Annotated in this window: 22 protein-coding genes; 20 read left to right on the top strand and 2 right to left on the bottom strand. The window is 60.9% G+C overall.

The genetic code is table 11. The features are described 5' to 3' along the window. Positions 1-6: 6 nt before the first annotated feature. The 19 genes from ACQ4WO_RS23290 to ACQ4WO_RS23200 all read left to right on the top strand — a co-directional run bounded on the left by ACQ4WO_RS23290 (position 7) and on the right by ACQ4WO_RS23200 (position 22,814). Positions 7-1,116 carry an ABC transporter permease gene (locus tag ACQ4WO_RS23290; protein ID WP_436483424.1) on the top strand — a complete coding sequence of 370 codons (1,110 nt, stop codon included), beginning with the start codon at positions 7-9 and terminating at the stop codon, positions 1,114-1,116. Positions 1,117-1,125: 9 nt separating this feature from the next. After that, entirely contained in the window at positions 1,126-2,817 is a 1,692-nt protein-coding gene (locus ACQ4WO_RS23285) for an ABC transporter ATP-binding protein (protein ID WP_436483423.1), read from the top strand. A 27-nt stretch (positions 2,818-2,844) separates the two neighbouring features. Continuing rightward, the gene (locus ACQ4WO_RS23280; protein ID WP_436483422.1) at positions 2,845-3,807 is read left to right on the top strand and encodes a VTT domain-containing protein; all 963 of its coding nucleotides are present in this window, start codon (positions 2,845-2,847) and stop codon (positions 3,805-3,807) included. A gap of 378 nt (positions 3,808-4,185) precedes the next feature. Next, on the top strand, positions 4,186-5,205 hold the full coding sequence (locus ACQ4WO_RS23275; RefSeq protein ID WP_139090176.1) for a glucokinase: 1,020 nt from the start codon (positions 4,186-4,188) through the stop codon (positions 5,203-5,205). Positions 5,206-5,224: 19 nt separating this feature from the next. Next, positions 5,225-5,401 (top strand): hypothetical protein, encoded by a 177-nt coding sequence (locus ACQ4WO_RS23270; RefSeq protein ID WP_160309317.1) that lies wholly within the window; start codon positions 5,225-5,227, stop codon positions 5,399-5,401. Positions 5,402-5,605: 204 nt separating this feature from the next. Beyond that, positions 5,606-6,400 carry an SMC-Scp complex subunit ScpB gene (gene scpB / locus ACQ4WO_RS23265; protein WP_070219235.1) on the top strand — a complete coding sequence of 265 codons (795 nt, stop codon included), beginning with the start codon at positions 5,606-5,608 and terminating at the stop codon, positions 6,398-6,400. Beyond that, a complete protein-coding gene (gene rluB, locus ACQ4WO_RS23260) occupies positions 6,393-8,468 on the top strand; it encodes a 23S rRNA pseudouridine(2605) synthase RluB (protein ID WP_436483421.1) in 2,076 nt (691 codons plus the stop codon). Before scpB ends, rluB begins: the two co-directional genes overlap by 8 nt. 345 nt (positions 8,469-8,813) lie before the next feature. Continuing rightward, entirely contained in the window at positions 8,814-9,302 is a 489-nt protein-coding gene (gene rimP / locus ACQ4WO_RS23255) for a ribosome maturation factor RimP (RefSeq protein WP_034760462.1), read from the top strand. Next, a complete protein-coding gene (gene nusA / locus ACQ4WO_RS23250) occupies positions 9,299-10,864 on the top strand; it encodes a transcription termination factor NusA (protein WP_034760148.1) in 1,566 nt (521 codons plus the stop codon). Before rimP ends, nusA begins: the two co-directional genes overlap by 4 nt. Positions 10,865-10,910: 46 nt before the next feature. Next, entirely contained in the window at positions 10,911-13,769 is a 2,859-nt protein-coding gene (infB, locus tag ACQ4WO_RS23245; protein ID WP_034760145.1) for a translation initiation factor IF-2, read from the top strand. A 114-nt stretch (positions 13,770-13,883) separates the two neighbouring features. Further along, on the top strand, positions 13,884-14,300 hold the full coding sequence (gene rbfA / locus ACQ4WO_RS23240; protein WP_035825200.1) for a 30S ribosome-binding factor RbfA: 417 nt from the start codon (positions 13,884-13,886) through the stop codon (positions 14,298-14,300). Positions 14,301-14,302: 2 nt separating this feature from the next. Then, positions 14,303-15,238 carry a tRNA pseudouridine(55) synthase TruB gene (gene truB / locus ACQ4WO_RS23235; RefSeq protein ID WP_436483420.1) on the top strand — a complete coding sequence of 312 codons (936 nt, stop codon included), beginning with the start codon at positions 14,303-14,305 and terminating at the stop codon, positions 15,236-15,238. A 207-nt stretch (positions 15,239-15,445) separates the two neighbouring features. Then, positions 15,446-17,278: a translational GTPase TypA gene (gene typA, locus ACQ4WO_RS23230; protein ID WP_092716010.1), complete on the top strand. Its 1,833-nt coding sequence runs from the start codon at positions 15,446-15,448 to the stop codon at positions 17,276-17,278. A gap of 119 nt (positions 17,279-17,397) precedes the next feature. Beyond that, entirely contained in the window at positions 17,398-18,393 is a 996-nt protein-coding gene (dusA, locus tag ACQ4WO_RS23225) for a tRNA dihydrouridine(20/20a) synthase DusA (protein ID WP_034760136.1), read from the top strand. Next, a complete protein-coding gene (locus ACQ4WO_RS23220; protein WP_436483419.1) occupies positions 18,393-18,854 on the top strand; it encodes a hypothetical protein in 462 nt (153 codons plus the stop codon). The genes dusA and ACQ4WO_RS23220 overlap by 1 nt, the downstream gene beginning before the upstream one ends. 535 nt (positions 18,855-19,389) lie before the next feature. Next, on the top strand, positions 19,390-21,129 hold the full coding sequence (locus ACQ4WO_RS23215; RefSeq protein WP_436483523.1) for a methyl-accepting chemotaxis protein: 1,740 nt from the start codon (positions 19,390-19,392) through the stop codon (positions 21,127-21,129). Between the two features lie 63 nt (positions 21,130-21,192). Then, positions 21,193-21,540: an energy transducer TonB gene (locus ACQ4WO_RS23210; protein WP_233516259.1), complete on the top strand. Its 348-nt coding sequence runs from the start codon at positions 21,193-21,195 to the stop codon at positions 21,538-21,540. A 167-nt stretch (positions 21,541-21,707) separates the two neighbouring features. Continuing rightward, complete coding sequence (locus ACQ4WO_RS23205) at positions 21,708-22,280, top strand: hypothetical protein (protein ID WP_436483418.1); 573 nt, start codon at positions 21,708-21,710, stop codon at positions 22,278-22,280. Positions 22,281-22,430: 150 nt separating this feature from the next. Further along, complete coding sequence (locus tag ACQ4WO_RS23200) at positions 22,431-22,814, top strand: hypothetical protein (RefSeq protein WP_034782540.1); 384 nt, start codon at positions 22,431-22,433, stop codon at positions 22,812-22,814. A 320-nt stretch (positions 22,815-23,134) separates the two neighbouring features. On the opposite strand, the gene ACQ4WO_RS23195 is transcribed toward ACQ4WO_RS23200, so the two are convergent. Continuing rightward, positions 23,135-23,584: a hypothetical protein gene (locus tag ACQ4WO_RS23195; protein WP_034760117.1), complete on the bottom strand. Its 450-nt coding sequence runs from the start codon at positions 23,582-23,584 to the stop codon at positions 23,135-23,137. Between the two features lie 281 nt (positions 23,585-23,865). Beyond that, positions 23,866-25,977 (bottom strand): TonB-dependent receptor family protein, encoded by a 2,112-nt coding sequence (locus ACQ4WO_RS23190; RefSeq protein ID WP_436483417.1) that lies wholly within the window; start codon positions 25,975-25,977, stop codon positions 23,866-23,868. A 287-nt stretch (positions 25,978-26,264) separates the two neighbouring features. Between ACQ4WO_RS23190 and ACQ4WO_RS23185 the strand changes: the two genes are divergently transcribed. Beyond that, entirely contained in the window at positions 26,265-26,711 is a 447-nt protein-coding gene (locus tag ACQ4WO_RS23185) for a response regulator (protein WP_081368151.1), read from the top strand. Positions 26,712-26,713: the final 2 nt, after the last annotated feature.

The raw sequence follows: 26,713 nt of genomic DNA, 5'->3' as shown, positions 1-26,713 counted from the left end.
GAGACGATGTCGAAACCTCATACATCGCCCGGCCTGTGGGCCCTGGCGTGGCGCCGTTTGCGCGGCGACAAGATTGCAATGGTATCGCTGGCCGTGGTCGGCGCCTTTTTCCTGCTGGTGCTGGCGTCCGCCAGCGGCCTGGTCGCCTCGAACTGGGAAGACGAAGTGGCCGTCAGCTATGCGCCGCCCACGTTTGTCGGCGCCGACAAGGACGTGGCCGTCGATGGCGCCATTCCCCTGGCTGATGAGCGCAGCGCGCCCACCCCCGTCAACGTGCTCGATCCGCTGGCCGACGACATCGCCGAACTGCGCGCCCAGATGGGCAGTAACCCTTCCGCCGGCGTGGAGATGTACGGTGTCACCGACCCGCTGGCCGACGACTTGACAGCCTTGCGCGCCGGCATGGGCAAGGCCAAGAAACTCGTCACGCACAAGGCGGCGACACTGCCGTTCGGCGCCGACAAGTGGGGCCATGACATCATCCAGAAAACCATCAAGGGCGGTGAAACGTCGATCGTCGTGGGCCTGGTGGCAGCCTTGCTGGCCGTCGTGCTGGGCACCTTGTTTGGTGCCGTGTCCGGCTACTTCGGTGGCGTTGTCGATGATTTCTTCAACTGGTTCTACAGCATCTTTACGTCGATTCCGTCCATCCTGATGATCTTGACGGTGGCGGCCGTGCTGCAACAGAAGGGCGTGCTGACCATCGTGCTGATCCTCGGGCTGACTGGCTGGACGGGGCCGTACCGTTTGATCCGCGCCGAATACATCAAGCACAAGGCGCGCGAATACGTGATGGCGGCCGACGCGATAGGCGCCTCGCACTGGCGCAAGATGTTTTCCCACATCTTCCCGAACGTGAGCCACGTGGCACTGGTGCAAATGTCGATTCTCGTGGTGGGCTTCATCAAGGCGGAAGTGATTCTGAGCTTCCTCGGCTTTGGTGTGCCGGTGGGCACCGTCTCGTGGGGCAGCATGCTCAACGAGGCACAAAATGAACTGATCCTGGGCAAATGGTGGCAGCTGACAGCCGCCGCCACGGCGATGGCCGTGCTGGTGACGGCGTTCTCGCTGTTTACCGATGCCTTGCGCGATGCGCTCGACCCCAAAGTGAAATAGGAGTTGCTCATGGACCAGAATAACCTGTTGGAAGTGCGCGATCTGCGCGTCACCTTCCGCCTGGACAAGAAGACCACGTTCGAAGCCGTCAAGGGCATCTCGTTCAACGTGCCGCGCAACAGCATCGTCGCGCTGGTGGGCGAATCGGGCAGCGGCAAGTCCGTCAGCTCGCTGGCCGTGATGGGCTTGCTGCCGCCGGATAACACCATCATCGATCCCGCCTCGAGCATCCATTTTGGCGGGCGCAATCTGCTGGACCTGTCGATCGCCGAGCGGCGCACCATGTGCGGCAAGGATATCTCGATGATCTTCCAGGAACCGATGTCGTCGCTGAACCCCGTGTTTACCGTCGGTTTCCAGATCGCCGAAGTATTGCGCCAGCACATGGGCATGAACCGCAAGCAGGCGCGGGCGCGCACCCTGGCGCTGCTCGAGGAAGTGGGCATCCCCGACCCGGCCACCAAGATCGACGCCTACCCGAGCCAGATGTCGGGCGGCCAGCAGCAGCGTGTGATGATCGCCATGGCGATCGCCTGCGAACCGAAACTGCTGATCGCCGACGAACCGACGACGGCGCTGGACGTGACGATCCAGAAACAGATCATGGACTTGATCGCGGCCCTGCAAAAGAAGCACCAAATGTCCGTGCTCTTCATTACTCACGACCTGGGCCTGGTGGGAGAGATCGCCGACCACGTGATCGTCATGCGCCACGGCGAAGTACGCGAGACGGGCGAGGTGCGCCAGGTATTCGAAGCGCCGCAAGACAGTTATACCAAGGCCCTGCTGCATTGCCGCCCCTCGCTCGATGAGCGCCCGTGGCGCCTGCCCGTGATTGCCGATTACATGGAAGGCAAGGCCGGTCCCGGCGTCGAAGTGAAGCAGCGCACGCGCGGCTACACGCCCGGTGACGAGCCCGTGCTGGTGGTGAATAATCTGAGCAAAAGCTTTTATACGCGCGAGGGCCTGTTCGGCAAGCGCGAGTTCCAGGCCGTCAAGGACGTGTCCTTCACTTTGCCGCGCGGCAAGACGCTGGGCGTGGTGGGCGAATCCGGCTCCGGCAAGACGACGGTGGGCTTGACCCTGCTGCGCCTGCACCAGGCGACGGGCGGCACGGCCATGTTCCACGGCAAGGACCTGATTGCCATGCCGAACAAGGAGTATTTGCCGTATAAACGCCGCATCCAGATCATCTTCCAGAATCCGTATGCCTCGCTGAACCCGCGCTTTACGGTGGGACAGATTTTGCTCGAACCGATGCGCATCCACAACATCGGCGCCGATGACAAGGAACGCATCGCCAAGGCCTACTGGCTGCTCGATAAAGTCGGCTTGCCGGAACAGGCCTTCCACCGCTATCCGCACGAGTTCTCGGGCGGCCAGCGCCAGCGCATCGCCATTGCCCGCTGCCTGACCATGCAGCCGGAAATCCTCGTCTGCGACGAATCCGTGTCGGCGCTGGACGTGTCCGTGCAGGCGCAGGTGCTCAATCTGCTGCAGGACTTGCAGGATGAATTCGGACTGTCCTACATCTTCATTTCGCACGATTTGTCGGTGGTGAAATACATCGCCGACCAGGTGATGGTGATGCACAAGGGACAAGTGGTGGAACTGGCCGATTCGGATGAGCTGTACCGCAACCCCGTGCATCCGTACACGCGCACCCTGCTCAGCGCCATACCGAAGGGCGTGCAGTTGTAAGGGACTTTTTACGGTAAGATAGCGGCCATGCCCAACCTCATTTACCTTCTCGAACATTACGGTGTCCTGATAGTCTTTGGCATCGTGCTGGTGGAGCAGCTCGGCCTGCCGATTCCCGCCTTTCCCATCCTCGTGGTGGCGGGGGCGCTGGCCGTCGATGGCGACATGAATGGGGCGCTGGTGCTGGCCGCCGCCCTGGGCGCATGCCTGATCAGCGACTTTACGTGGTTCCGCGCGGGCCGCCATTTCGGCAAGCGCATCCTGCGGCTGCTGTGCCGTATCTCGCTGTCGCCCGATTACTGCGTCAGCCAGACGGAAGACAAATTCAAGCGCTGGGGCCCGAAAGCCCTCGTCGTCTCCAAGTTCGTGCCGGGGTTCAATACCGTGGCCGCACCGATGTCGGGCGCGCTGGGCACGCCGCCGGGCCTGTTCTTCCTGTACGCAGGCCTGGGCGCCTTGCTGTGGAGCGGCACGGGCATCGTCGTCGGCGTGATCTTCCATGCCAGCGTGCAACAAGTGCTCGACTTGCTCAGCACCATGGGCAGCACGGCCTTGCTGATGCTGGCCACCTTGCTGGGCTTGTTCCTGCTGTACAAATTCCTCGAACGCCGGCGTTTCCGCCAGGCCTTGCAGATCGAGCGCATCGGCATCGATGAATTGCTCGAACTCATAGAGCAGGGCGAAGAGCCGCTGATGGTCGACGCGCGCAGCGCCACGGCGCAGGCGCTGGAACCGGCCGTGCCGGGCGCCTTGTTCTTCAATGGCAAGGAGCCCGTGCCCGCCATGATCGCCATGGACAAGGACCGCCACATCATCGTGTATTGCAGCTGCCCCAACGACGTGACGGCCGCGCAAGTGGCCAAACTGCTGCACCAGCACGGCTTTCACCGCGCCAAGCCCCTGCATGGCGGCCTGGACGCGTGGAATGCCGCCTACCGCTCGGACCAGCCGGCACCCGCCAGCCTGCTGGGCGAAGGCTTGCCCACCTGATTTCCGCTCCTTCCTGCTCGCCAGGCTGGCAGTCAAAAACCGGTAGTAATAATACGAAAATCGCTTTGCGGCAGCGCCAGGACAGCGGCGCCACACCCGCGCCACCGCGTACAAAGCGGCTTTGCGCAAACTCCGGCATACTCTGTTTTCAAGGCGGCTCCTGCTGCTGTGCAGCATGCTTTTCGTGTGTTTAATGGGTGCAAGCACTTACTATAAATCATTGTTCCTAAGCAATTTTGGCGTTGCCTGTTGCATTTGGAGTGGAACTACCAATAAAGGCTTGTTTTGATGTACTTAAACTACAAACTTTGCTTGCCTCCGGGCGCATTCATCCTTTAAGCTTGGCGTCCCATGCGTCCCACTTCATCATTTAAAATCATGAGCGCTTCGTCTTCTCCCGTACTGCCGACTTCCGCCTTCGCCGATGGACCGCGCCTGCTGGCCGACGTGGGCGGCACCAATGCCCGCTTCGCCCTGGAAGTGGCCGCTGGCCACATCACCCTGGTGGAAGTGTTGCCCTGTGCCGATTACCCTAGCCTGTCCGCCGCGCTGCAAGCCTATCTGGCCTTGCCGCACATCGCTGCCGCCGGCGGGCAAGCCGTACGCCATGCCGTGATCGCCATCGCCAACCCGGTCGACGGCGATTTCCTCAGCATGACGAACCACCACTGGTCGTTCTCGATCCGCGCCATGCGCGAAGAGTGCGGTTTCACGACTTTGGACGTAGTCAACGATTTCACGGCGCTGGCGCGCTCCCTGCCGCAGCTGTCAAACGAGCAAAAGCACCAGGTGGGCGCGGGCACGGCCCGTCCGAATACGGCCATCGGCCTGATCGGCGCCGGCACGGGCCTGGGCGTGTCGGGCCTGATTCCGTCGCACGGCGGCTGGATCGCCCTGCAAAGCGAAGGCGGCCACGTCAGCTTTGCGCCGTTCAACGAAGTGGAAGTGAGCATCCTGCAATTCGCCTGGCGCGAATACGAACACGTCTCGGCCGAGCGCCTGATTTCCGGCGATGGCCTGGAACTGATCTACCGCGCCCTGGCCGACCGCGCCGGCGTGCCGGCGGAAGACTTGCCGGCAGCGGAAATCACGCGCCGCGCGCTGGCCGGCGAATCCCAGCTGTGCGACGACGTCATCGAAGCGTTCTGCTGCATGCTCGGTACCGTGGCGGGCAACGTCGCCGTCACGCTGGGCGCGCTGGGCGGCATTTATATCGGCGGCGGCATCGTGCCACGCCTGGGCGCACGTTTCGACCGCTCCGGTTTCCGCGCCCGCTTCGAGCGCAAGGGCCGCTTCGCCAATTATGTCTCGCAAGTACCGACCTTCGTCATCACGGCGCAATACCCAGCGTTCCTGGGCGCATCGGCCATTCTCTCGGAGAAACTCGCCTCCCAGTGATGTGCGAGTAGGGGGCGATATGTCGCGCCAGGGCCGGGTAAAACGCGTGTTTTGCCCGGTTTTGCGCTTTTCCGCTTTTTATCAGGTACAATTGGCATCGTTGGATGAAACGACGACTGTCGCTCTCCTGTCTGGCTGGTTCGCCGCCACGGGAAAAGCAGCTGCTCCGGAGTTCGTTTCATTGCTGGTTATTTAAGGCCAGCACCATGGATGGCAGGACTTTCACTGCATCCGCTTTAGTCCCGCTTTGCGCGCATCGGCCAAGGCGTCGGAAAAACAGCCTCAACTAGTAACCCAGCACGGCGTCATCATCGATGTCTGCCATCTGTTACGTTGAAATGAACGTTTTTGATTTCTTTCTCTGCATACGAATTGCAACACACATCCGCACAGAATTGCTATGAATACAATTGAGGCTAAAAAAGTCCTCGAAACCGCGTTGCTGTGCGCTCGTGAATCGCTGACGATCCACAGCTTGAAGAAGCTGTTCGTCGATGCGGACGAGAATGGTCGCGTGCGCGGTGTCGGCGTTGGCGCCGATACGATCAAGCAGTTGCTGGAAGAGTTGCGCGATGAATGGGAAGGGCGCGGCATCGAGATCGTCAGTCTGGCTTCCGGCTGGCGCTTTCAAAGCCGCCCGGAAATGAAGATGTATCTCGACCGTTTGACACCCGAGCGGCCGCCCAAGTATTCGCGGGCGACCCTGGAAACCCTGGCCATCATCGCCTACCGCCAGCCGGTGACGCGCGGCGATATCGAGGAAATTCGCGGCGTTGCCGTCAATTCGCAGACGATCAAGATGCTGGAAGACCGTGGCTGGGTCGATGCCATCGGCTACCGCGACGTGGTGGGGCGGCCGGCCTTGCTGGCCACCACCAAGCAATTTTTGGATGACCTGGGTTTGCAATCGCTGTCCCAGCTGCCGCCTTTGCAGCAAATCAGCGAGATGCAGGGCAATGGGCTCGAAGCCCTGGAAGCGGCCCTGCAGGAAAATTTTGACAAGGCAAGCAATGAGCTTGTCCCCCAGCTTGGTGCAGGTAGCAATACGGCTGTGACAGATGTAGATGTGACAGCAAGCCTTGATGCCGGCCCCGATGCTTCGCCCATGGACGAAGCCTACACTCACGACCCTGCGCCAGAACTAACGGTTGACGCTGCGCCAGGTCAGCACAGCCAAGAAACGAAGAATGAATAATCCGAACACACCCGAGACAGTTACCGCCAGCGACGAAGCCATCGTTGCCAAGCCCAAGCGCCGCACCAAGGCCCAGATTGAAGCTGATACGGCCGCTGCCGTTGCTGCCGGCGACACCGCCGCTGCCAAGCCGAAGCGCCGCACGAAAGCCGACGTGGCCGCCGCCGCGCCCGTCGCCGCTGCCGCTGAAACTGAAGCTGCCCCAGCCGCCAAGAAAACCCGCGCCAAGCCAGCCTTGAAGGCCGTGGCCGATGCCGCCGAAGCGGCTGCCGAAGCAGTCGCCGCCCCTGCGCCGCGTCCGCCGCGCGCCCGCGCTGCTGCCAAGGCCGCTGCCGCCGTCGCTGAAACGGCGCCCGAAGCCGTCGCTGACAAGCCGGCCGAAGCACGCCCGACCCGTGGTCCGCGCCAGATGCGTGGCGTGCAGGCGGAACGCGCACTGCGCCAGCCGCCGCGCGCCGAAGCGCCGCAGGCAGCCGAATCCGTTGCAGCAGCACCTGTCGTCGAGCAAGCCGCCGCGCCTGTCGCCGATGTGTTCGATGCCGAAGGCAACCTCGTGTCCGGTCCGCGCCTGCCGCGCGGTCCGCGCAACGACGTGCCGGGCGCTGGCAAGAATGCCGGCAAGAGCCGTAAAAAGGGCAAGGGCCGCCAGGCTGCGCCAGGCAAGCTCAGCGATGCTGATGCTGTCTTCTCGTTCGTCACCTCCGACGCGTTCGACAGCGAAGAGGGCGGCACGGGCCGTATGCAAAAAGTGGCCGTGCGCCGCGACCTGACGTCCGACGACGACGCGCCGAAGCTGCACAAGGTGCTGGCCGAAGCCGGTCTCGGTTCGCGCCGCGACATGGAAGACCTGATCATTTCGGGCCGCGTGTCCGTCAATGGCGAGCCGGCCCACATCGGCCAGCGTATCCTGCCGACCGATCACGTGCGCATCAACGGCAAGTTGATCCAGCGCCGCGTCAGCAAGAAGCCGCCGCGCGTGTTGGTCTACCACAAGCCGGCCGGCGAAATCGTCAGCCACAACGACCCGGACGGCCGTCCATCCGTGTTCGACCGCCTGCCGACCATGAAGGCGGGCAAGTGGCTGGCCGTTGGCCGCCTCGACTTCAACACGGAAGGCTTGCTGCTGTTTACCACCTCCGGTGACCTGGCCAACCGTTTGATGCACCCGCGCTACGGCATCGACCGCGAGTACGCCGTGCGTACCCTGGGCGAGCTGGAAGAGGGCATGCGCCAGAAACTGCTGGCCGGCGTCGAGCTGGAAGACGGCCTGGCGCAGTTCTCGAAGATCGCCGATGGCGGCGGCGAAGGCATCAACAAGTGGTACCGCGTGGTGATCGGCGAAGGCCGTAACCGCGAAGTGCGCCGCATGTTCGAAGCCATCGGCCTGACCGTGTCGCGCCTGATCCGTACCCGCTACGGCGCCATGACCCTGCCGAGCGGCCTGAAACGCGGCCGCTGGGAAGAGATGGATGAAAACACCGTGCGCGACCTGCTGGCCGCCTACGGCATCGAAAAGAAAATGCCGGCATCGGGCGATCCGCGTGCCGTTGGCGCCGCCAAGGGCCGCGAAGCGCGCAAGGCCAGCCGCGATGACGAGCCGAATGGCAACCGCATCGATGTAAGCAACCGCAACGCCGATCCTTTCCCGGTCGCGCCGCGCCGTGGCCAGCCGCAAGGCCAGTTTGCCCGTCCGCAAGGTCAGGGTCGTCCAGGCGGCGCCGGCCGTCCAGGCGAAGCGCGTGGTCCCGGCCGTGGCCAGCCGCAAGGTCCGTTCCAGGGCGGCCAGCCGCGTTCGTCGGCATCGTTTGAAGGCGCGTCGCAAGGCCAGGGTCGTCCGCCGCGTGCGGCAGGCCAGGGCCGTCCGGCCGGTGGCGGCGAAGGCCGCGCACCGCAGCGCGGTCCGCGCCAGCCCGATCCGCTGCAAACGGCATTCGGCTTCGCCAACACGGGTCCGCGCCGCAATACGGGCGGTGGCGCCGGTGGGCAAGCGCGTTCCGGTGGCCAGCCGCGTGGCGGCATGGATCGTGGCGGCATGGATGGCATGCCGCGCCGCCGCAGCAAAGGTTAATCGGGACGAGTTTCTTCTTGCGCGCCCGCTGATCTGCCGCGGGTGCGCGCTCTTGTAACTGTTGTAAGCCGGGCCGCTCCTCGTGTGCGGCATTGCGGCGAAGTTAATAAGAGGTTATAATCTGCAGCCTAATAAAAGTTCTCCGCAGGGTTGTTTGGTGGGGAGTGCTTTCATCTGGTTGGGGAAATACAAGAAGATGGGCAGATGCCCATTTTTTTTTTGTTGAACCGTTTGTAATGGCGCCAGCAAGGCGCCATATATGACTTGAATGCGTGTTTTTGCATGGTGTCGGCGCTCATTGCGGCGCCGTCATGCCGAAAACGGGCCTTATTTCTGGAGAATTTTTTGCAGCAGTTGGGATTAATTGAAAAGACAGTTACAGGTCTGGGCTATGAGCTCGTTGATGTCGAACGTGCCGAGCGCGGGCTGCTGCGCGTCTTTATTGATTTCAGCGCCGCCGATGCCGCTGAAAAAGGTCCGATCACGGTTGAAGACTGTGCCACGGTGAGTCACCAGTTATCGCATGTGTTGACGGTAGAGAACGTTCCTTACGAGCGTCTCGAGATTTCTTCCCCGGGTCTCGATCGTCCGGTGCGCAAGCTGGAAGACTTCGTCCGTTTCGCAGGCCAGGAAATCATCGTCAAGCTGACTGTGGCGATGCCGGGTACGAACAACCGGAAATCGTTCCAGGGGATTCTGCAAGAACCCGTGGGCGATAAATTGTCGTTGGAATTTGAAGGTAAGGATGGTCCGGCGATGTTGGAGTTTACGCTCGCCGATGTGGATAAGGCACGCTTGGTGCCGCAGGTGGTTTTTAAGGGACGCAAAGCATGAGCCGCGAAGTTTTATTATTGGTTGACGCGCTGGCGCGCGAAAAAAACGTCGATAAAGATGTCGTCTTCGGCGCCCTCGAATTCGCGTTGGCGCAAGCCACGAAGAAACGGTATGAGGGTGAGGTAGACATCCGCGTTTCGATCGACCGCGAAACGGGCGAATTCGAATCGTTCCGCCGCTGGCACGTCGTGCCCGATGAAGCGGGCCTGCAATTGCCGGATCAGGAGATCCTGCATTTCGAGGCAAAAGAACAGATCGCCGATATCGAAGTCGATGACCATATCGAAGAACCGATCGAATCCGTCGAATTCGGCCGCCGTTTCGCCCAGGATACCAAACAGGTTGTCCTGCAGCGCGTACGTGACGCCGAACGCGAACAGATCCTGGTCGACTTCCTGGAACGCGGCGATTCGCTCGTCACCGGCACCATCAAGCGCATGGAACGCGGCGACGCCATCGTCGAATCGGGCAAGATCGAAGCGCGTCTGCCACGCGACCAGATGATCCCGAAAGAGAATCTGCGTATCGGCGACCGTGTGCGTGCCTTCATCTTGCGTATCGACCGCAACATGCGCGGCCCGCAAGTGATTCTGTCGCGCACCGCGCCGGAATTCATCATGAAGCTGTTCGAACTGGAAGTGCCGGAAATCGAGCAAGGCATGCTGGAAATCAAATCCGCAGCCCGCGATGCCGGCGTCCGCGCCAAGATCGCCGTCTACACGGCCGACAAGCGCATCGACCCGATCGGTACTTGCGTCGGCATGCGCGGTTCGCGCGTGCAGGCTGTCACCGGCGAACTCGGCGGCGAACGTGTCGACATCGTGCTGTGGTCGGAAGATCCGGCGCAGTTCGTCATCGGCGCCTTGGCGCCGGCGAACGTGTCATCGATCATGGTCGATGAAGAAAAACACGCGATGGATGTCGTCGTGGACGAAGAAAACCTGGCAATCGCGATCGGCCGTTCCGGCCAGAACGTGCGCCTGGCCTCGGACCTGACCGGCTGGAAGATCAACATCATGACGGCCGAAGAATCGGCTGACAAAGCTGCCCAGGAAACGGCTGCCGTGCGCATCCTGTTCATGGAAAAGCTCGATGTCGACCAGGAAGTGGCCGATATTCTGGTGGAAGAAGGTTTCGCCAGTCTGGAAGAAATCGCTTACGTGCCAATTTCCGAAATGCTGGAAATCGAATCGTTTGACGAAGATACCGTCAATGAACTCCGTACCCGTGCGCGTGATGCGCTGGTTACCGAAGCGATTGCTTCGGAAGAGGGTCTGGAAGGCATGGACGAGGCGTTGGTGGGTCTGGAAGGCATGGACCGCATTACCGCCGGCAAGCTGGGTCTGGCTGGTATCAAGACCGTTGAAGCATTTGCAGCACTGGCATACGACGAATTTGGCGCAATCCTGGCCTTGTCTGCGGACCGTGCGCGTGAACTGATTACAAGTGAATTTAAAGATGTGACCGACGATGAGATGAAGTTGGTTGACTCGAAATACGACGATCGTGCCAAGGCGTTGCAAGCCAAGGCATGGAGTCTGGCCGAATCCGCAAAGGCTTAATTTGAGTATCTTTATCATCTCCGCGACACATAGAAAAGAGGACTGAATGGCGAGTAACAACGTAGCCCAATTTGCCACCGAACTGAAGATGCCTGCAGATTTGCTGCTGACGCAGCTGCGTTCTGCCGGCGTCGAGAAAAGTTCGACGTCAGATCCATTGTCGAAAGATGATAAGGACAAGCTTTTGGATCATCTGCGCCGCACACACGGCGCAGCGGCTGACACAGAAAAGAAAAAAATCACCGTGACCCGCAAGGAAACGACTGAAATCAAGCAAGCTGACGCCACCGGCAAATCGCGCACCATCCAGGTGGAAGTGCGCAAGAAACGCACTTTCGTCCAGCGTGACGAAGCTGCGCCGGTCGCGGCAGAACCGGTCGCGCCTGCCGCACCGGTGATCGATCCCGCCGACGTGGCGCGCCGTGAAGAAGAAGCCCGTAAACAGGCTGAGCTGATCGCCCGCCAGGAAGCCGATCTGCGCGAAAAGCAAGAACGTCTGGCCAAGCTCGACGCGGAAAAAGAAGCCCAGGCGAAAGCCACGCAACAGGCTGAATTGGCTGCGAAGAAAGAAGCTGAAGCGGAAGCGAAGAAAGCGGCCGCCAAGGCTGCTGCCGCGCCTGCCGCCAGCGCCGCTGCGCCTGTCGTTGACGACGCCGCCGCCGAAGCGAAGAAAGCTGCTGCCGCTGAAGAAGCGAAGAAGAAAGCCGCTGCCGCTGCTGTTGCCGCCAAGGAAGCCGCTGACAAAGCGGAAGCCACCGAGCGTGCACGCAAGGCCGTTGCCGACGAAGTTGCCCAGATCAAGGCCATGATGAACGCGCCACGCCGCGCCATCAAGGCACCGGAACCTGTACCGGTTCCCGTCAAGCCGAAAGCGCCGGAAGGCACCCTGCACAAGCCTGCTGACAAGAAACCTGGCGACAAGCCGGGCGACAAGAAGCCTGCTGTTGCAGACAAGAAATCCATCAAGTCGGCCAATGTGTCGTCCACCTGGTCCGATGACGCGAAAAAACGCGGCACCACCGGTGGTCCGAAACCGCGCGGCAATAGCGGTCCAGGCGGCCGTGACAGCTGGCGCGGTGGCGCGAAGGGCCGTCGCCCGACGCACCATGACGACCGTGAATCGAACTTCCAGGCTCCTACGGAAGCCGTCGTCAAAGACGTGCACGTACCGGAAACGATCACCGTGGCCGAACTGGCGCACAAAATGTCCGTCAAGGCATCCGAAGTCATCAAGCATTTGATGAAATTGGGCCAGATGTGCACGATCAACCAGGTGCTGGACCAGGAAACCGCCATGATTCTGGTGGAAGAAATGGGCCACAAGGCGTTCGCCGCCGAACTGGACGATCCGGAAGCGCTGCTGGCCGATGTGGGCGAACACGCGCACTTCGAAACCAAGCCACGCGCACCGGTGGTCACCGTCATGGGTCACGTCGACCATGGCAAGACCTCGCTGCTCGATTACATCCGTCGTGCCAAGGTTGCCTCCGGCGAAGCGGGCGGCATTACGCAGCATATCGGTGCTTACCACGTCGATACGCCACGCGGCATGATCACCTTCCTCGACACCCCGGGCCACGAAGCGTTTACCGCGATGCGTGCCCGTGGCGCCAAGGCAACCGACATCGTCATTCTGGTGGTAGCCGCCGACGATGGCGTGATGCCGCAAACGAAAGAAGCGATTGCCCATGCGAAAGCAGCCGGCGTACCGCTGGTGGTGGCGATCAACAAGGTCGACAAACCAGGCGGCAACGTTGACCGCGTGACGCAGGAACTGGTCGCCGAGCAAGTCGTGCCGGAAGAATACGGTGGCGAATCGCCATTCGTGCCGGTCTCGGCGAAAACGGGTCAAGGTATCGACGACCTGCTGGAACAAGTGCTGTTGCAAGCTGAAGTGCTGGAACTGACGGCACCGGTCGATGCGCCTGCGCGCGGCCTGGTCGTCGAGGCACGTCTGGACAAGGGCCGTGGTCCTGTCGCGACGATCCTGGTGCAGTCCGGTACCCTGAAGCGCGGCGACGTGATTCTGGCTGGCTCTTCGTATGGCCGTGTTCGCGCCATGTTGGACGAGAACGGCAAGTCGATCGCTGAGGCGGGTCCTTCGATTCCGGTCGAAATCCAGGGTCTGACGGAAGTGCCGGTTGCCGGTGAAGAAGTCGTCGTCATGGCTGACGAGCGCAAAGCGCGTGAAATCGGTCTGTTCCGTCAAGGTAAGTTCCGTGACGTGAAACTGGCGAAACAGCAAGCTGCGAAACTGGAAAACATGTTCGACCAGATGGCCGAAGGCGAAGTGAAAAACTTGCCATTGATCATTAAAACCGACGTGCAAGGTTCGCAAGAAGCGCTGGTTGGCTCGTTGCAGAAACTGTCGACCTCCGAAGTGCGCGTACAAGTTGTGCACGCAGCCGTCGGTGGCATCACGGAATCGGACGTCAACCTGGCAGTCGCCTCGAAAGCGGTCATCATCGGCTTTAACGCCCGTGCCGATGCCCAGGCACGCAAGCTGGCCGAGTCGAATGGCGTGGACATTCGCTACTACAACATCATTTACGATGCGATCGACGAGATCAAATCGGCGTTGTCGGGCATGTTGGCACCAGAGAAACGCGAAACCGTCATCGGCCAGGTCGAGATCCGCCAGGTTATCCTGGTCTCGAAAGTGGGCGCGATTGCCGGTTGCCTGGTCACCGATGGCGTGGTCAAGCGTGCTTCTTCCGTCCGCCTGTTGCGCAACAACATCGTGGTGTGGAGCGGCGAGATCGACTCCCTGAAACGCTTCAAGGACGATGCGAAAGAAGTTCGCGCCGGTCTCGAGTGCGGCCTGTCGCTGAAGAACTACAATGACATTCAGGTTGGCGACACGCTGGAAGTGTTCGAAGTCCAGGAAATCGCTCGTACCCTGTAATCACAGAAGTAATGGCGCGGACATAGTGATGTCCGCGCAAACACGTGGGGCGCATTGGTCAACGGGCAACCGTTTGACCCATGCGCCCTGCGGCACTTAGGACAGCATAAAATCATGGCTAAACATAGCAAAACCATGCCAGCGCGCGGCTTGCGCGTGGCTGACCAGATCCAGCGCGATCTGGCTGAAATCGTCGCCTACGAATTGAAGGATCCACGCGTCGGCACGATGATCACCATCACCGAAGTGCAGATCACGCCCGACTACGCACACGCCAAGGTGTTTTTCACGATGTTGAAAGACAGCAAGGAAGCCATCAAGAACACCACCGAAGGCTTGATGGCCGCGTCCGGCTTCATCCGTGGCTTGCTGGGCAAGCGCCTGCACATCCACACCTTGCCGATGCTGCATTTCGTGCACGACAGCTCGACTTCGCGCGGCATGGAAATGTCGCTGCTGATCGACAAGGCCAACGCCACGCGCGCGGCCGACGCCGAGCCGGATGTCAAACCCGAAGCGGACGAGCAATAACAGTGGCGGGTCCGAAGAAACCGCCCGGCATCAAGCGGGTGCGCGACCTGGTCGATGGCGTTTTGCTGTTGGATAAGCCTGTGGGCTGGTCCAGCAATGACGCCCTGATCAAGGCCAAGCGCGTCTTGAACGCAAAGAAGGCGGGCCATACGGGCACCCTGGATCCGTTCGCTACGGGTTTGCTGCCGCTGTGCTTTGGCGAGGCGACCAAGTTCTCGCAGGACTTGCTGGAAGCCGACAAAACCTACGAAACCCTGGTGCACCTGGGGCAGACGACGGATACGGGCGATACGGAAGGCGACGTGCTGGAAACGCGCGACGTCAGCGTCACCGAAGAGCAGATCGAAGCCGTGCTGGCGCAGTTCCGCGGGCCGATTTTGCAGACGCCGCCCATGTACTCGGCCTTGAAAAGGGACGGCAAGCCCTTATATGAGTATGCAAGGGCAGGCATCACCCTGGAGCGCGAAGCGCGCCCGGTGACCATCCACAAGCTCGAGTTCCTCGGCTATGAAGCTCCGTTCCTGAAATTGTCCGTGATGTGCAGCAAGGGCACGTATATCCGCGTACTGGGTGAAGACATCGGCCATGCCCTCGGTTGCGGCGGCCATCTGAACGCCTTGCGGCGCACGCAGGTAGGCAACCTGGCGCTTGACGGCGTCGTCACGCTCGATGAACTGACGGCGCATGCCGCGCCGTTGAGCCTGTTGGCTCCCGTCGATGCCTTGCTGTCGAGTTTCCCTGCCGTCCAGCTGACGGAAGAATTGGCCAAGCGCTTCCTGCATGGCCAGCGCATCGCGCTGGGCAAGGAAGACGTCGCCGTGCCAGCCGAGCCGGGCAGGGTGCGCGTGTATCACGACAGCAAGCTGCTGGGCACGGGCCAGTTGCAGGAATACAGCATCCTGGCGCCGGAGCGTCTCATTGCCATGGCGCACCAATAAGTCACGGCAACGTCACATTACCCAGCGACACTCTTGAACCAGTGTCGCTTTTTTAAACAAATCGTCCCCGACTGCAAGAGCCGCCAGCATTTTTAGATAGCGTTGCAGCGCAACATGCTATACTACGCGGTTCCGGAAATAGATTAGCATTCGGGTATCTCGTACAGCTTGTACGCACTCCGCAGTTTTTCAGTAACTACTACGACCATGTCAAATACAAAACGCGCAATTCGTAATATCGCCATTATCGCCCACGTTGACCACGGCAAAACCACGCTGGTGGATCAGCTGCTGCGCCAGTCCGGCACCTTCCGTGAAAACCAAGCGGTCGACACCCGAGTCATGGACTCGAACGACCTGGAAAAGGAGCGCGGCATTACGATTCTGTCGAAGAACTGCGCCGTTGAGTATGAAGGCACCCACATCAATATCGTCGACACCCCAGGCCACGCCGACTTCGGCGGCGAAGTGGAACGTGTTCTGTCGATGGTGGACTCGGTTCTGCTGCTGATCGATGCACAGGAAGGCCCGATGCCGCAAACCCGTTTCGTCACGCGCAAGGCGCTGGCACTGGGTCTGAAGCCTATCGTTATCGTCAACAAGATCGACCGTCCAGGCGCACGTCCGGACTGGGCCATCAACCAGACGTTCGAACTGTTCGACAAGCTGGGCGCTACCGATGAGCAACTGGATTTCCCTATCGTTTACGCTTCGGGCCTGAACGGCTATGCCGGCCTGACCGAAGACGTGCGCGGCGGCGACATGAAGCCGATGTTCGACGCCATCCTGGAACACGTTCCAGTGCGCGACGACAATCCTGAAGGCCCGCTGCAAATGCAGATCACCTCGCTGGACTACTCGTCGTACGTCGGCAAGATCGGCATTGGCCGCGTCAACCGCGGTACCGTCAAAGTCGGCCAGGACGTGCTGGTCATCAATGGTCCAGGCGCTACGCCTATCAAAGGCCGCATCAACCAGGTGTTGAACTTCAAGGGCCTGGAGCGCGTGCTGGTTGACGAAGCCGTCGCCGGCGACATCTGCCTGATCAACGGTATCGACGAAATCGGCATCGGTTCGACCCTGTGCGCACTGGATACCCCGGAAGCGCTGCCGATGCTGACCGTCGACGAGCCGACCCTGACCATGAACTTCATGGTCAACAACTCGCCGCTGGCTGGCCGCGAAGGCAAGTTCGTTACCTCGCGTCAACTGCGTGACCGTCTGGAAAAAGAATTGAAAGCCAACGTTGCTCTGCGCGTGGCGCCAACCGACGACGACACGATCTTCGAAGTATCGGGCCGCGGCGAGCTGCACCTGACGATTCTGATCGAAAACATGCGTCGCGAAGGCTTCGAGCTGGCCGTATCGCGTCCACGCGTGGTCTTCAAAATGGTCGATGGCGTGCGCCACGAGCCGTTTGAAAACCTGTCCGTCGACGTTGAAGAAGCCAACCAGGGCGGCGTCATGGAAGAACTGGGCCGTCGTCGCGGCGACCTGCAAAACATGGAATCGGATGGCAAGGGCCGCGTGCGTCTCGAGTACCTGATCCCGGCGCGTGGCCTGATCGGCTTCCAGGGCGAATTCATGACCCTGACCCGCGGCACCGGCCTGATGAGCCACGTATTCCACGAATACGCGCCAGTCGACAACACCCGTGGCGAAATGGCCGGCCGTCGTAACGGCGTGCTGATCTCGCAAGATGACGGCGCCGCTGTTGCCTACGCTATCTGGAAACTGCAAGACCGCGGCCGCATGTTCGTGTCGCACAATGACCCAGTCTACGAAGGCATGGTCATCGGTATCCACTCGCGCGACAACGACCTGGTCGTCAACCCGATCAAGGGCAAGCAGTTGACCAACGTGCGTTCGTCGGGTACCGACGAAGCGGTGCGCCTGGTACCGCCAATCCAGATGTCGCTGGAATACGCAGTCGAATTCATCGAGGACGACGAACTGGTGGAAATCACGCCTAAATCGATCCGTCTGCGCAAGCGCTTCCTGAAAGAGCACGAGCGTAAAAAAGCGTCGCGTGATTCGTAATCTGTTGTAGAGCATGGCCTGCGGGCCATGCCGCGCTCAAGCCCGTTGCTCCGCCTTTCCTTCACCGGTGAGGCGCGCAGCGGGTTTGTCATTTGCAGCTCCTGTTTTTTGTAGACACCATGACTTCCTCTTCTTTGCCTTCCCGCCGCCTGTCCGTCGCCCCGATGATGGACTGGACCGACCGCCATTGCCGCAAGTTCCACCGCGAAATTACGCGCCACACCTGGCTCTACACCGAGATGGTGACGACGGGCGCGCTCGTGTACGGCGACGTGGAGCGCCATTTGCGCTTCAACGAGGAAGAGCATCCGGTGGCGCTGCAGCTGGGCGGCAGCGATCCGAAGGACCTGGCCACCAGCGCCAAGCTGGGCCAGCAGTGGGGTTACGACGAAGTCAACCTGAACTGCGGTTGCCCGTCCGAGCGCGTGCAAAAGGGCGCATTTGGCGCCTGCCTGATGGCCGAGCCGCAACTGGTGGCCGACTGCGTGAAAGCCATGCGCGACGTGGTCGATATCGACGTCACGGTGAAACACCGCATCGGCATCGATGACAGCGAGTCGTACGACTTCGTGCGCGACTTCGTCGGCACCGTGGCCGACGCCGGCTGCAAGACGTTTATCGTGCATGCGCGCAACGCCATCCTGAAAGGCCTGAGCCCGAAGGAAAACCGCGAAGTGCCGCCCCTGAAATACGATTACGCGTATCGATTGAAACGCGACTTTCCCCAGTTCGAGTTCATCATCAATGGCGGCATCAAGACGCTCGATGAAATCGACCTGCACTTGCAGCATCTGGACGGCGTGATGCTGGGCCGCGAGGCGTATCACAACCCGTACGTGATGGCGCAGTTCGACCAGCGTTATTACGGCGACGAGTCGCCTGTCAAAACGCGCGAGCAAGTGCTCGAAGCGATGATTCCGTATATCAGCGCGCAGCTGGAAAAAGAAGCGGGAAGATTAAAGCTGAACAGCGTCACGCGCCACATGCTGGGCCTGATGCAAAACCTGCCCGGCGCGCGCGGTTTCCGCCAGACTCTGTCCGATTCCAAGAAGCTGGCTTCGGGCGATCCGCGTTTGCTGCTGGAAGCGGCAGCGCGCTTGTCGCTGCCTGCGTAATGGACGATTTCCACGGTCATGCGCGCCACATCGACGGCTATCTGCAAGCCGTCAGCGCGCTCAAGGATGATGGCAGCGACTTGCTCTGCACGTATCTGGGGCCATTGCCGCCGCAGGCATCGTTCGATGCCCTGTGCCGCGCGCTGGATGTGACGCCCGACGGCTTGCGTCTGCTGCCGCTCGAAACGGTCGTGTGCAGCGGCGCTTTGTGCACGCCGCGCCAGTGGCTGCTCGAGCGCCTGCATCCGACGAGCGAGGCGGACCGCCAGCCGCTCGACGCACGTTTATATGACGGTTTCAAGCGCGAACTGGCCGAACTGCTGGGCGCCGAGCCCCGCTGGTATCAACTGGTATTGTCTAGCCAACGCAGCCTGGCCGGTCAATTGGGCGCCATCTGGAGCGTCTTTGTCTTCGGCACAGAGTGCCACGCCTATGTGATGCATTGCAGCTGGGACAGCTGAGTCAACTTGTCTATACCGGTGCTACTTCGCACTGGTATTGTCCGCACTTCCCCTTCCTCTGAGTCCCTCTCCCAAAACGATGCAATATGGCTACGCCATGTGTTGTTAATGCGCTGTTTCGGCGCATGCCCGCACTGTCGTGGGGCATTTCTAAGAGGCAAGAAACGGCGTTGTTGCCATTTCCCCGAAGAAAGTTAATCAGCCATTTATTCGGGTACATATTGCTTGCTTTGAGGCAAAATTTACACCTATAATTGATTATAGACAAATATTTCTCATATGAATGTTTGATGTTGATCTCACATCAACGGTGTCAAAAATTCAGCGTGCGGAGCAAGTTTGCATTCGCAGTCACTGGCGTTTCCAGGGCTGCTGAAAGACCAGTAAGTACCCCGGGCTGCGTGCGGCCGGATACCGCCAGCATACCAATGGGTAAGGGCGGATGCCGGTGTTGCGCAGCCTTCGTCTTGTCGTGCCGGGCAAAAATCCTTATCAATAGTTTCATTTACGAAGAGCCGAAATGAATTTAGCAAAAATGAAGGTTGGTACCCGCCTGGGCCTGGGTTTCGCCCTGGTACTGGTTCTGCTGGTGGCCGTGACCGTCCTCGGCATCGCGCGCATGGCGCAAATCCAGGAGCGTCTTGATCACGTGATCAATGTCAACAACGTCGTCACCCGCCTGGTGATCGACATGCGTGGCAACGTCAGCGACCGCATCACCTCGCTGCGCATCCTGACCCTGATGACTGACGCGGGCGATATGGAGCCGGAAATGGCGCGTATCAAGACGCAGACGAGCACCTATCAGGAAACGCAGAAGAAGCTCGAAGAGAAATTCGCCGTCGAGTCCACTCCTGAAGAAAAAGCGCTGCTGACCTCGATCAAGGAATACGAAGCGGCCGCCATGCCGGCCATCGCCAAGGCATCCGCACTGTGGATGGCCAACGATGCAGAAGGCGCCACGCGCGTGATGATCAAGGAAATCCGTCCGGTACAGAAAAAATGGATGGAAGCGCTGGAACAGCTGGCCGTGCTGGAAGACAAGCTCAACGAGCAGATGCAATCGGACGCCCGCAAGGCCTTCGACAGCGCGCGCCTGTTCATGATCATTCTCGGCGTACTGGCCGTGGCGATGGGCGTGGCGGCAGCACTGGTGATTACCCGCGGCCTGCTGAAACAGCTGGGCGGCGAACCTGACTACACGGCATCGATCGCCGGCAGCATCGCCAATGGCGACCTGTCGATCGGCATCCACACGCAGCCTTCCGATACGTCCAGCCTGCTGGCGGAAATGAAGGAAATGCGCAACAGCCTGGTGGGCATCGTCGGCCAGGTGCGCGTCGGTACGGAAACTATCGGCACGGCGTCGCGCGAAATTGCCGACGGCAATATCGACTTGTCGTCGCGCACGGAAATGCAGGCCAGCGCGCTGGAAAAAACGGCGTCGGCCATGGAAGAGCTGACCTCGACCGTGAAACAGAATGCGGACAATGCGCGCGAAGCCAACAAGCTGGCCGCCACGGCATCGGATGTCGCCATCAAGGGCGGCTCCGTGGTGTCGCAAGTGGTTGACACCATGAGCTCGATCAATGAGTCGGCGAAGAAGATTGTCGACATCATTGGCGTGATCGATGGCATCGCCTTCCAGACCAACATCCTGGCGCTGAATGCTGCCGTGGAAGCGGCACGTGCCGGCGAGCAAGGCCGCGGCTTTGCCGTAGTGGCGTCGGAAGTGCGCAACCTGGCCCAGCGTTCCGCTGGCGCCGCGAAAGAAATCAAGATCCTCATCGACGATTCGGCCGAGAAGACGGAACGCGGCACGCGTCTGGTCGGCCAGGCCGGCGTGACGATGGGCGAAGTGGTCGACAGCGTACGCCGCGTGACCGACATCATGAGCGAGATCGCCAGTGCCAGCCAGGAACAAAGCGCCGGTATCGAACAGGTCAACCTGTCGATCATCGAGATGGATGGCATGACGCAGCAAAATGCGGCCCTGGTGGAGCAGGCAGCCGCCGCGGCGCAAAGCTTGCAGGACCAGGCGGCCGAACTGGCCCACGTGGTCAGCATCTTCAAACTGGTCGAAGGCGAAGAGAAGCCGGCGGCATATGTGCCGGTCCCCGTGGCCGCCGCACCGGTGGCCGTGCGCAAGCCGGCGCCGGCATTGCGCCCGGTGAAGTCGCTGACGCGCAAGACCGAAGCTGCCGCTCCCGTGGCTGCTGCGGCGCCACGCAAGGCGGCAGGCGCGGGCAGCAATGATGAGTGGGAAGAGTTTTAAGCGCGGCCAACAGCGCACAGGAAATGGTAACTGCCGTATTTGATAATAATCATGGGGAAGCACATGTTTGAGAATAAGCGTTTGATGAGTGTTGCAGCAGCCTTGCTGGTGTCCGTTTCTTCCGCCGCCTTCGCGGCCGAGGTGCCGGCGTCGTTCGATGCCAAGAACTGCAAGGCCGACTATCCGAAAGCCTCGCTGATGAACGAAGAGCAGGGCACCGTGTCGATGTCCTTCCTGGTCAATGCCGATGGTAGCGTTGCCGACTCGAAAGTCGACAAGAGCAGCGGCTTCAAGAACCTGGACAAGGCCGCCATCAAGGCCCTGTCCGCATGCAAGTTCAAGCCGGGCACCAAGGATGGCGCCGCGGCGCAAACCTGGACCAAAGTCGATTACGCCTGGAAGCTGGACTGATCCACGTATCGCCGGGAGCGATGCTCCCGGCATGGCCGTATCCGCTACGGGCGGCGCCTGCAAGGTGCCGCCCGTACTGTTATGTGCGTCAGCCAACGGCACTGTTGCCGCCGATTCTGTTACCCTCGAAACATATCTTCGGGATCTCCCACCACAAGAGGCCTATCATGCAGCGCATCCTGACACTTTCCTCCCTGGCCGCCACCGGTTTGCTGCTTTCCGCCTGCGCCTCGCTGGGCACGCCCGTGGGCTTGCAGGCGGGGCAGACCGTGGCCGTCGTCAATAGCCTGAGCTGGGACAATCCCCTGACGGGCAAGCGCGACGGCGTGCGCACGAGCTGGCCCATCAAGAATGGCAAGATTGCCCCTGAGTATTTCCCGCTGGCGCAACTGAAGCAATGCGAGGCCGGCGGCAAGCCTTGCGCCTGGGGCGTGATGCGGGCGCAGCGCGGCGCGCCCACGCTGAGCTATGCGGACGGCGGCGTGGACCTGACCGTGAATGTATCGATCGACGTGGCGCGGCGCCAGGATGCGCGCCAGGGCGAGACGCAAACGGCGATGGCGATTCCCCAGGATGTTGCCGCGCTGGAAGGGCGGCAACAGGTGCAGCCCAGCTGGAAATTGAAGTATGGCAAGGTCGAGCAGGTCGAGCTCGATTACGGCGTGCGCTACCAGGTGTGCGTGCAGCGCTACGATGCGGCTGGCAAGGCCATCGATACGTGCGCGATTCCATTTATTTGAGGAAACATGCCGCGTGGGCCGCTTGTGGCAACTTTGCCACATATCATGTTGCGGCGTGCGTCGGGGTGTAACAATCGGTAAAAGCGCAGCAAAGGCCCGCGTAATTTCTTATAGTGGTTAATTAAGGTAGTACACATTAGGAGAATTGCGATGAAAACCCTGTTGGCAGTAATTTCGCTGGCCGCCTTGGGTGGCTGCGCCGTGGCACCGCCCGGTCCCGCGTATTACGGTTCGCGCGCGCCGCAGGGGGCTTACAATCCCTACGAATGGCATACGGTCTCGTCCGAGCCGGTGCAGTCTGGCCGTGTGATGAGCGCGCCGCGCGTGGAATATACGAATGAACCCGTGTATGTGCAGCAACAGCCGGTATACGTGCAGCAGCCCGTGTACGTGCCGGCGCCCGTGTACGCGCCGCAACCGTATTATTACAATCCGCCCGTGACGATCGGGTTGGACTTCATGTTTGGCTTTGGGCGCTACGGTGGACACCGCGGCGGCTGGGGCGGGCATGGCCGCTACCACGGCCGCCGCTAATCTACCGCACTTGCATGCAGGACAAAGCCGGACAAGCATTGCTTGCCCGGCTATTTCATTTTATTAGTGGAAATACACGGCCGTCTGGTGCAGCACCACGTCCGCCGAGCACAGGATGTACATCGCCGCCGCTGCCAGACCTATTTGCAAGGCACCAAAGCTGATCGGGATGAGGCGGGACATGTCGTACTCCTGAGTAGAATGAGGTGTTGTCAGGCTTTCATCATAGGATGAGTTGATGCTTTTGGGCATCGGATGAATGTCCGCCACGATGTAGGACAACACCTCGTCCCTGGCGCCCCGCCTCGCTCTCCGGCTGCCTAGCGGTTTTTCCAGCGCACTACCGGCTCTTCCGGCGCCGTGTCCGGCACGTTCGAAATCGTCAGCCAGTGCGTCAGGCGTTCCGGGTGCTTGAGATTGATGCCCATGCCATCGATGATGCCCACCTGTTCCAGCATGCGCGCATCGATTTTCGCCTTCGACACCGTGGGCGCGCCCATGACCATGCGGTCATATGCCTTGCGCGCCTTGTGTTCCCATTTGTGCAGATTGCTTTCGTCGAAGCGGTTCGCTTCGAAATACACGGTCAGGGTGCCGTCGAGGTTGCCGAAGCCGACAATGCCCGCGCCCTTGCGGATGGTGGTGTTGTTGCTGATGTCGAATTCCGCCGTGGGCACGAAAATGCCGGCGCGGCCATCGATGTCGGGACGTCCCACGGGCGTTTCCTTGCCGTAGGAACTCGTTTCGGTAATGGTTTTTTCTGCAGACATGGTGCGTGTGCGGTGGCCGTGCCGGGAGCGCAATCGGGCCCGGTGGTGCCAGCCTTCCTGTTCAAAAAATGCGTGCTGATGATCAGGGCGGGGTAGGGGCCCTGGCGGAGCGATGCTTGGCATTGCTTGATACCCCGCTATTGTAGCGTCAATTTAATTCTTTATGGCAACATTTATTGATGCGGTGCACCTATTTTTTCATGAAAAATGCCGCCCGGCCATACGGCGGGGTGGCATTTGTACGTCCGCTGCGCTCCGACGGGCACAGCTGCGCACGGACATCAGAACGCCAGGCGGCCTTGCAGGTAAACCATGCGCGGTGCACCCACCAGCTTGCCCAGGTTGCCGTCCGAGGTGCGCGTGAAGTAGCGCTTGTCGGCGAGATTGTTGACGCCGGCAACCAGCTCCAGGCCATTCTGGCCCGGCACTTTCCATTTCACTTGCGTGTTCCAGGTACGGAAGCCGGGAATCACGCCCACGCTGCCGGCCGCGTTTTCCGCCACGGTGTTGGCTTCGTCGGCGAACTGGCGGCTCTGGTGGCTGCTCGACAGGTCGAAGCCCCAGGCGCCCAGCTGGTAGTGCGCGCCGATGGTGTCCGTGGCGCGCGAATAGAAGGGCACGTCGTTGCCCGCGTTCGCGCCATCCTGCAAGGTCGCCTTGGTGTAGGTGTAGGTGGCGTAGGCGTTCAAGCCGGCCAGCGGGCCGGACTTGCCGAAGTGGTAGTCGATGGCCGATTCCAGGCCCCGGTGGTGCGTGGCGCCGACGTTGTAGAAGACGACGTTCTCGCCGCTGCCGATGGACTGGATCTGGTTGTCGAACTTGATGTTGAAAAAGGTTGCTTCGGCCGACAGCTGGCCGCTCTTCCAGCGCGCGCCCAGCTCGGCCGTTTTCGCCAGTTCCGGCTGCAGCGGGTTCTTGCTTGACTGCGCATTGAGCTGCGTATTTTGCACGGCGCCAAACGAGCTGTTGTAGTTGCCGAACAGGGTCACGTTGTTGTTGAGCAAGTAGGCCACGTTCAGCGAGGGCAGGGCCTTGTTGTTGAGCAGATCGATCTTCTGGTCGGTCGGCAAGTGATTGAAGCGTTCCGTCTTGATGTGCTCGTAGCGCACGCCCGGCGTGATACGCCACGCGTCGATGGCGATCTTGTCATCGATATACACGGCTTGCGCATCGGTCGAGTTGTCGGCGAAGCGCGTCGGCTTTTGTTGCACGCCGGTGGCGATGACTACATTGTAGATACTTTCATCGGCCCGCTCGGCCAGGTAGCGGTAGCCGACGGTAACGTCTTGCGACACTTTGCCGGTCGTAAAACGCTGCGTGTAGCGCGGCTCGATGGCCGTCGTTTCATAGTTGCGCGGCTGGCGGCCCAGGCCGGTGCGGCTCGCATTGATCAGGGTGCTTTCGCGCGAGCTCTTGTTGTAGTAGGCGCGCACTTCGAATTCCTGCGTGTTCGACATGGCATTCAGGTAGCCGATGTCGAAGGCCTTGCGCTCGCCGCTCCAGAAGTCGGTCGGTCGCGTGTTCTGGAATGGGGCGGCCTTGTATTGCGCGGCGGTCAGGCCGCCCGGCGTGCGCGACGTCACGTCGTAGTAGGACAGCTTGGCGTACACCTCGGCCGTCGGGCTCAGGTCGTAGCGGAATTTCAGGGCGAAGTCGTTGACCTTTTCATCGCTGCCCACGCGCCAGTCGCTGCCGCGGATGCCCGAATACAGCACGGCCAGTCCCAGGCCGCTGTCGAGCTGGGTGCCGGCAAAGACGCTGGCCTGCGTGTTGTGGCCCACTTCGCTGTACGAGTTGTAGCGCACGGTGGCGTCGCCCGTGATGCCTGGCGTGGTGGGTACGCGGCGCGTCTTGAAATTGATGATGCCGCCCACGTTTTGCGGGCCGAAGCGCACGGCGCCGCCGCCGCGCACCACGTCGACCGTCTCGACATTGGCCAGGCTGACGGGCGCGAACGACAGTTGCGGCTGGCCATACGGGGCCACCGACATCGGGATGCCGTCCAGCAAGACCGTGCTGCGTGGCGAATAGCGCCCGGCAAGGCCGCGCACGCCGATATTCAGGGAGATGGCGCTGCCGGCGCTGCCCGAGTTGTCGCTGATCTGCACGCCGGGAATGCGGCGCATCACGTCGCTGAGGCTGGTCGCGCCCGAGTTCTCGATGTCGTCCTTTTGCACCACGGTGCGGGCGCCCGCGAAATTTTTCGTGCTGGCGGCCATGCTGGTGCCCAGCAGGTTGCTGCTGACCTGAATCGATTCCAGGATGGGACCGGCATTATCGGCCGTATTGGCTTGCTGTGCCTGCGCGGCGATGGGCGCGTTCAGGCAGGCGAGGGCGATGGCCAGCGCGCACGGGCGCAGCGAAAAGGGCAGTGTGAAAGGTGTGGCAGCCATGCATGGATCTCCGTAATGACAATGTTTGCGCGGCAATCGGGCGGCGCGACAACATCGTGGCGTGGACATCCGGCGCAAGGGGATAAGAATGATAATGATTCTCATTTTATCCGTCAATTGCGAATGTTGCGTAGTGGCTATGTGCCTGACTGTGTGATGGGGAAGTGTTGCTGGCGCGGTACGGTGGGCGGTTTGGATTGCCGCTTGGCACCATTGCTCGGGTGCGGCGGCATTGCGGGCGCTTCTTGTATACTCCCGCTTTTGCAGCCGTCAGACGTGAACGTACAATGAGCCAGACAACTGAAACGACACCAGGCATTTCCTCCGTGGAACGCCGCCAGGGCGACCAGCCGGCAAGTGCTGCGCGCAAATTGAATCTGCTGGTGGTCGACGACAACCAGGAAGTGGGTGAATCGCTGGCCATGCTGCTTGAAGCGCTGGGCCACCACGCCGTGGTGGTGCGCAACTGGCAGATGGCCGTCGAGCAAGTCAAGCTGTGCGTGCCCGACGCCGTCTACCTCGACATCGAAATGCCCGGCATCAGCGGCATCGAAATCGGCCGCCGCCTGCACCACAATCCCGAGACGGCCAACGCCGTGCTGATCGCCGTCACCGGCCACAGCCTGCCTATGTACATGGACGACGCGCTGGCTGTGGGCTTCCGCCACTTCCTCGTCAAGCCCGTGCGCCTGGAAGACCTTGCGACGACGGTGCAGTCGGTGCTGGCGGGGTAGTC

Source organism: Janthinobacterium aestuarii (assembly GCF_051380835.1).
GTDB lineage: Bacteria > Pseudomonadota > Gammaproteobacteria > Burkholderiales > Burkholderiaceae_D > Janthinobacterium > Janthinobacterium aestuarii.
Note: the sequence above shows the minus strand (reverse complement) of the source record. Positions and strands in the feature narration are given on the sequence as shown.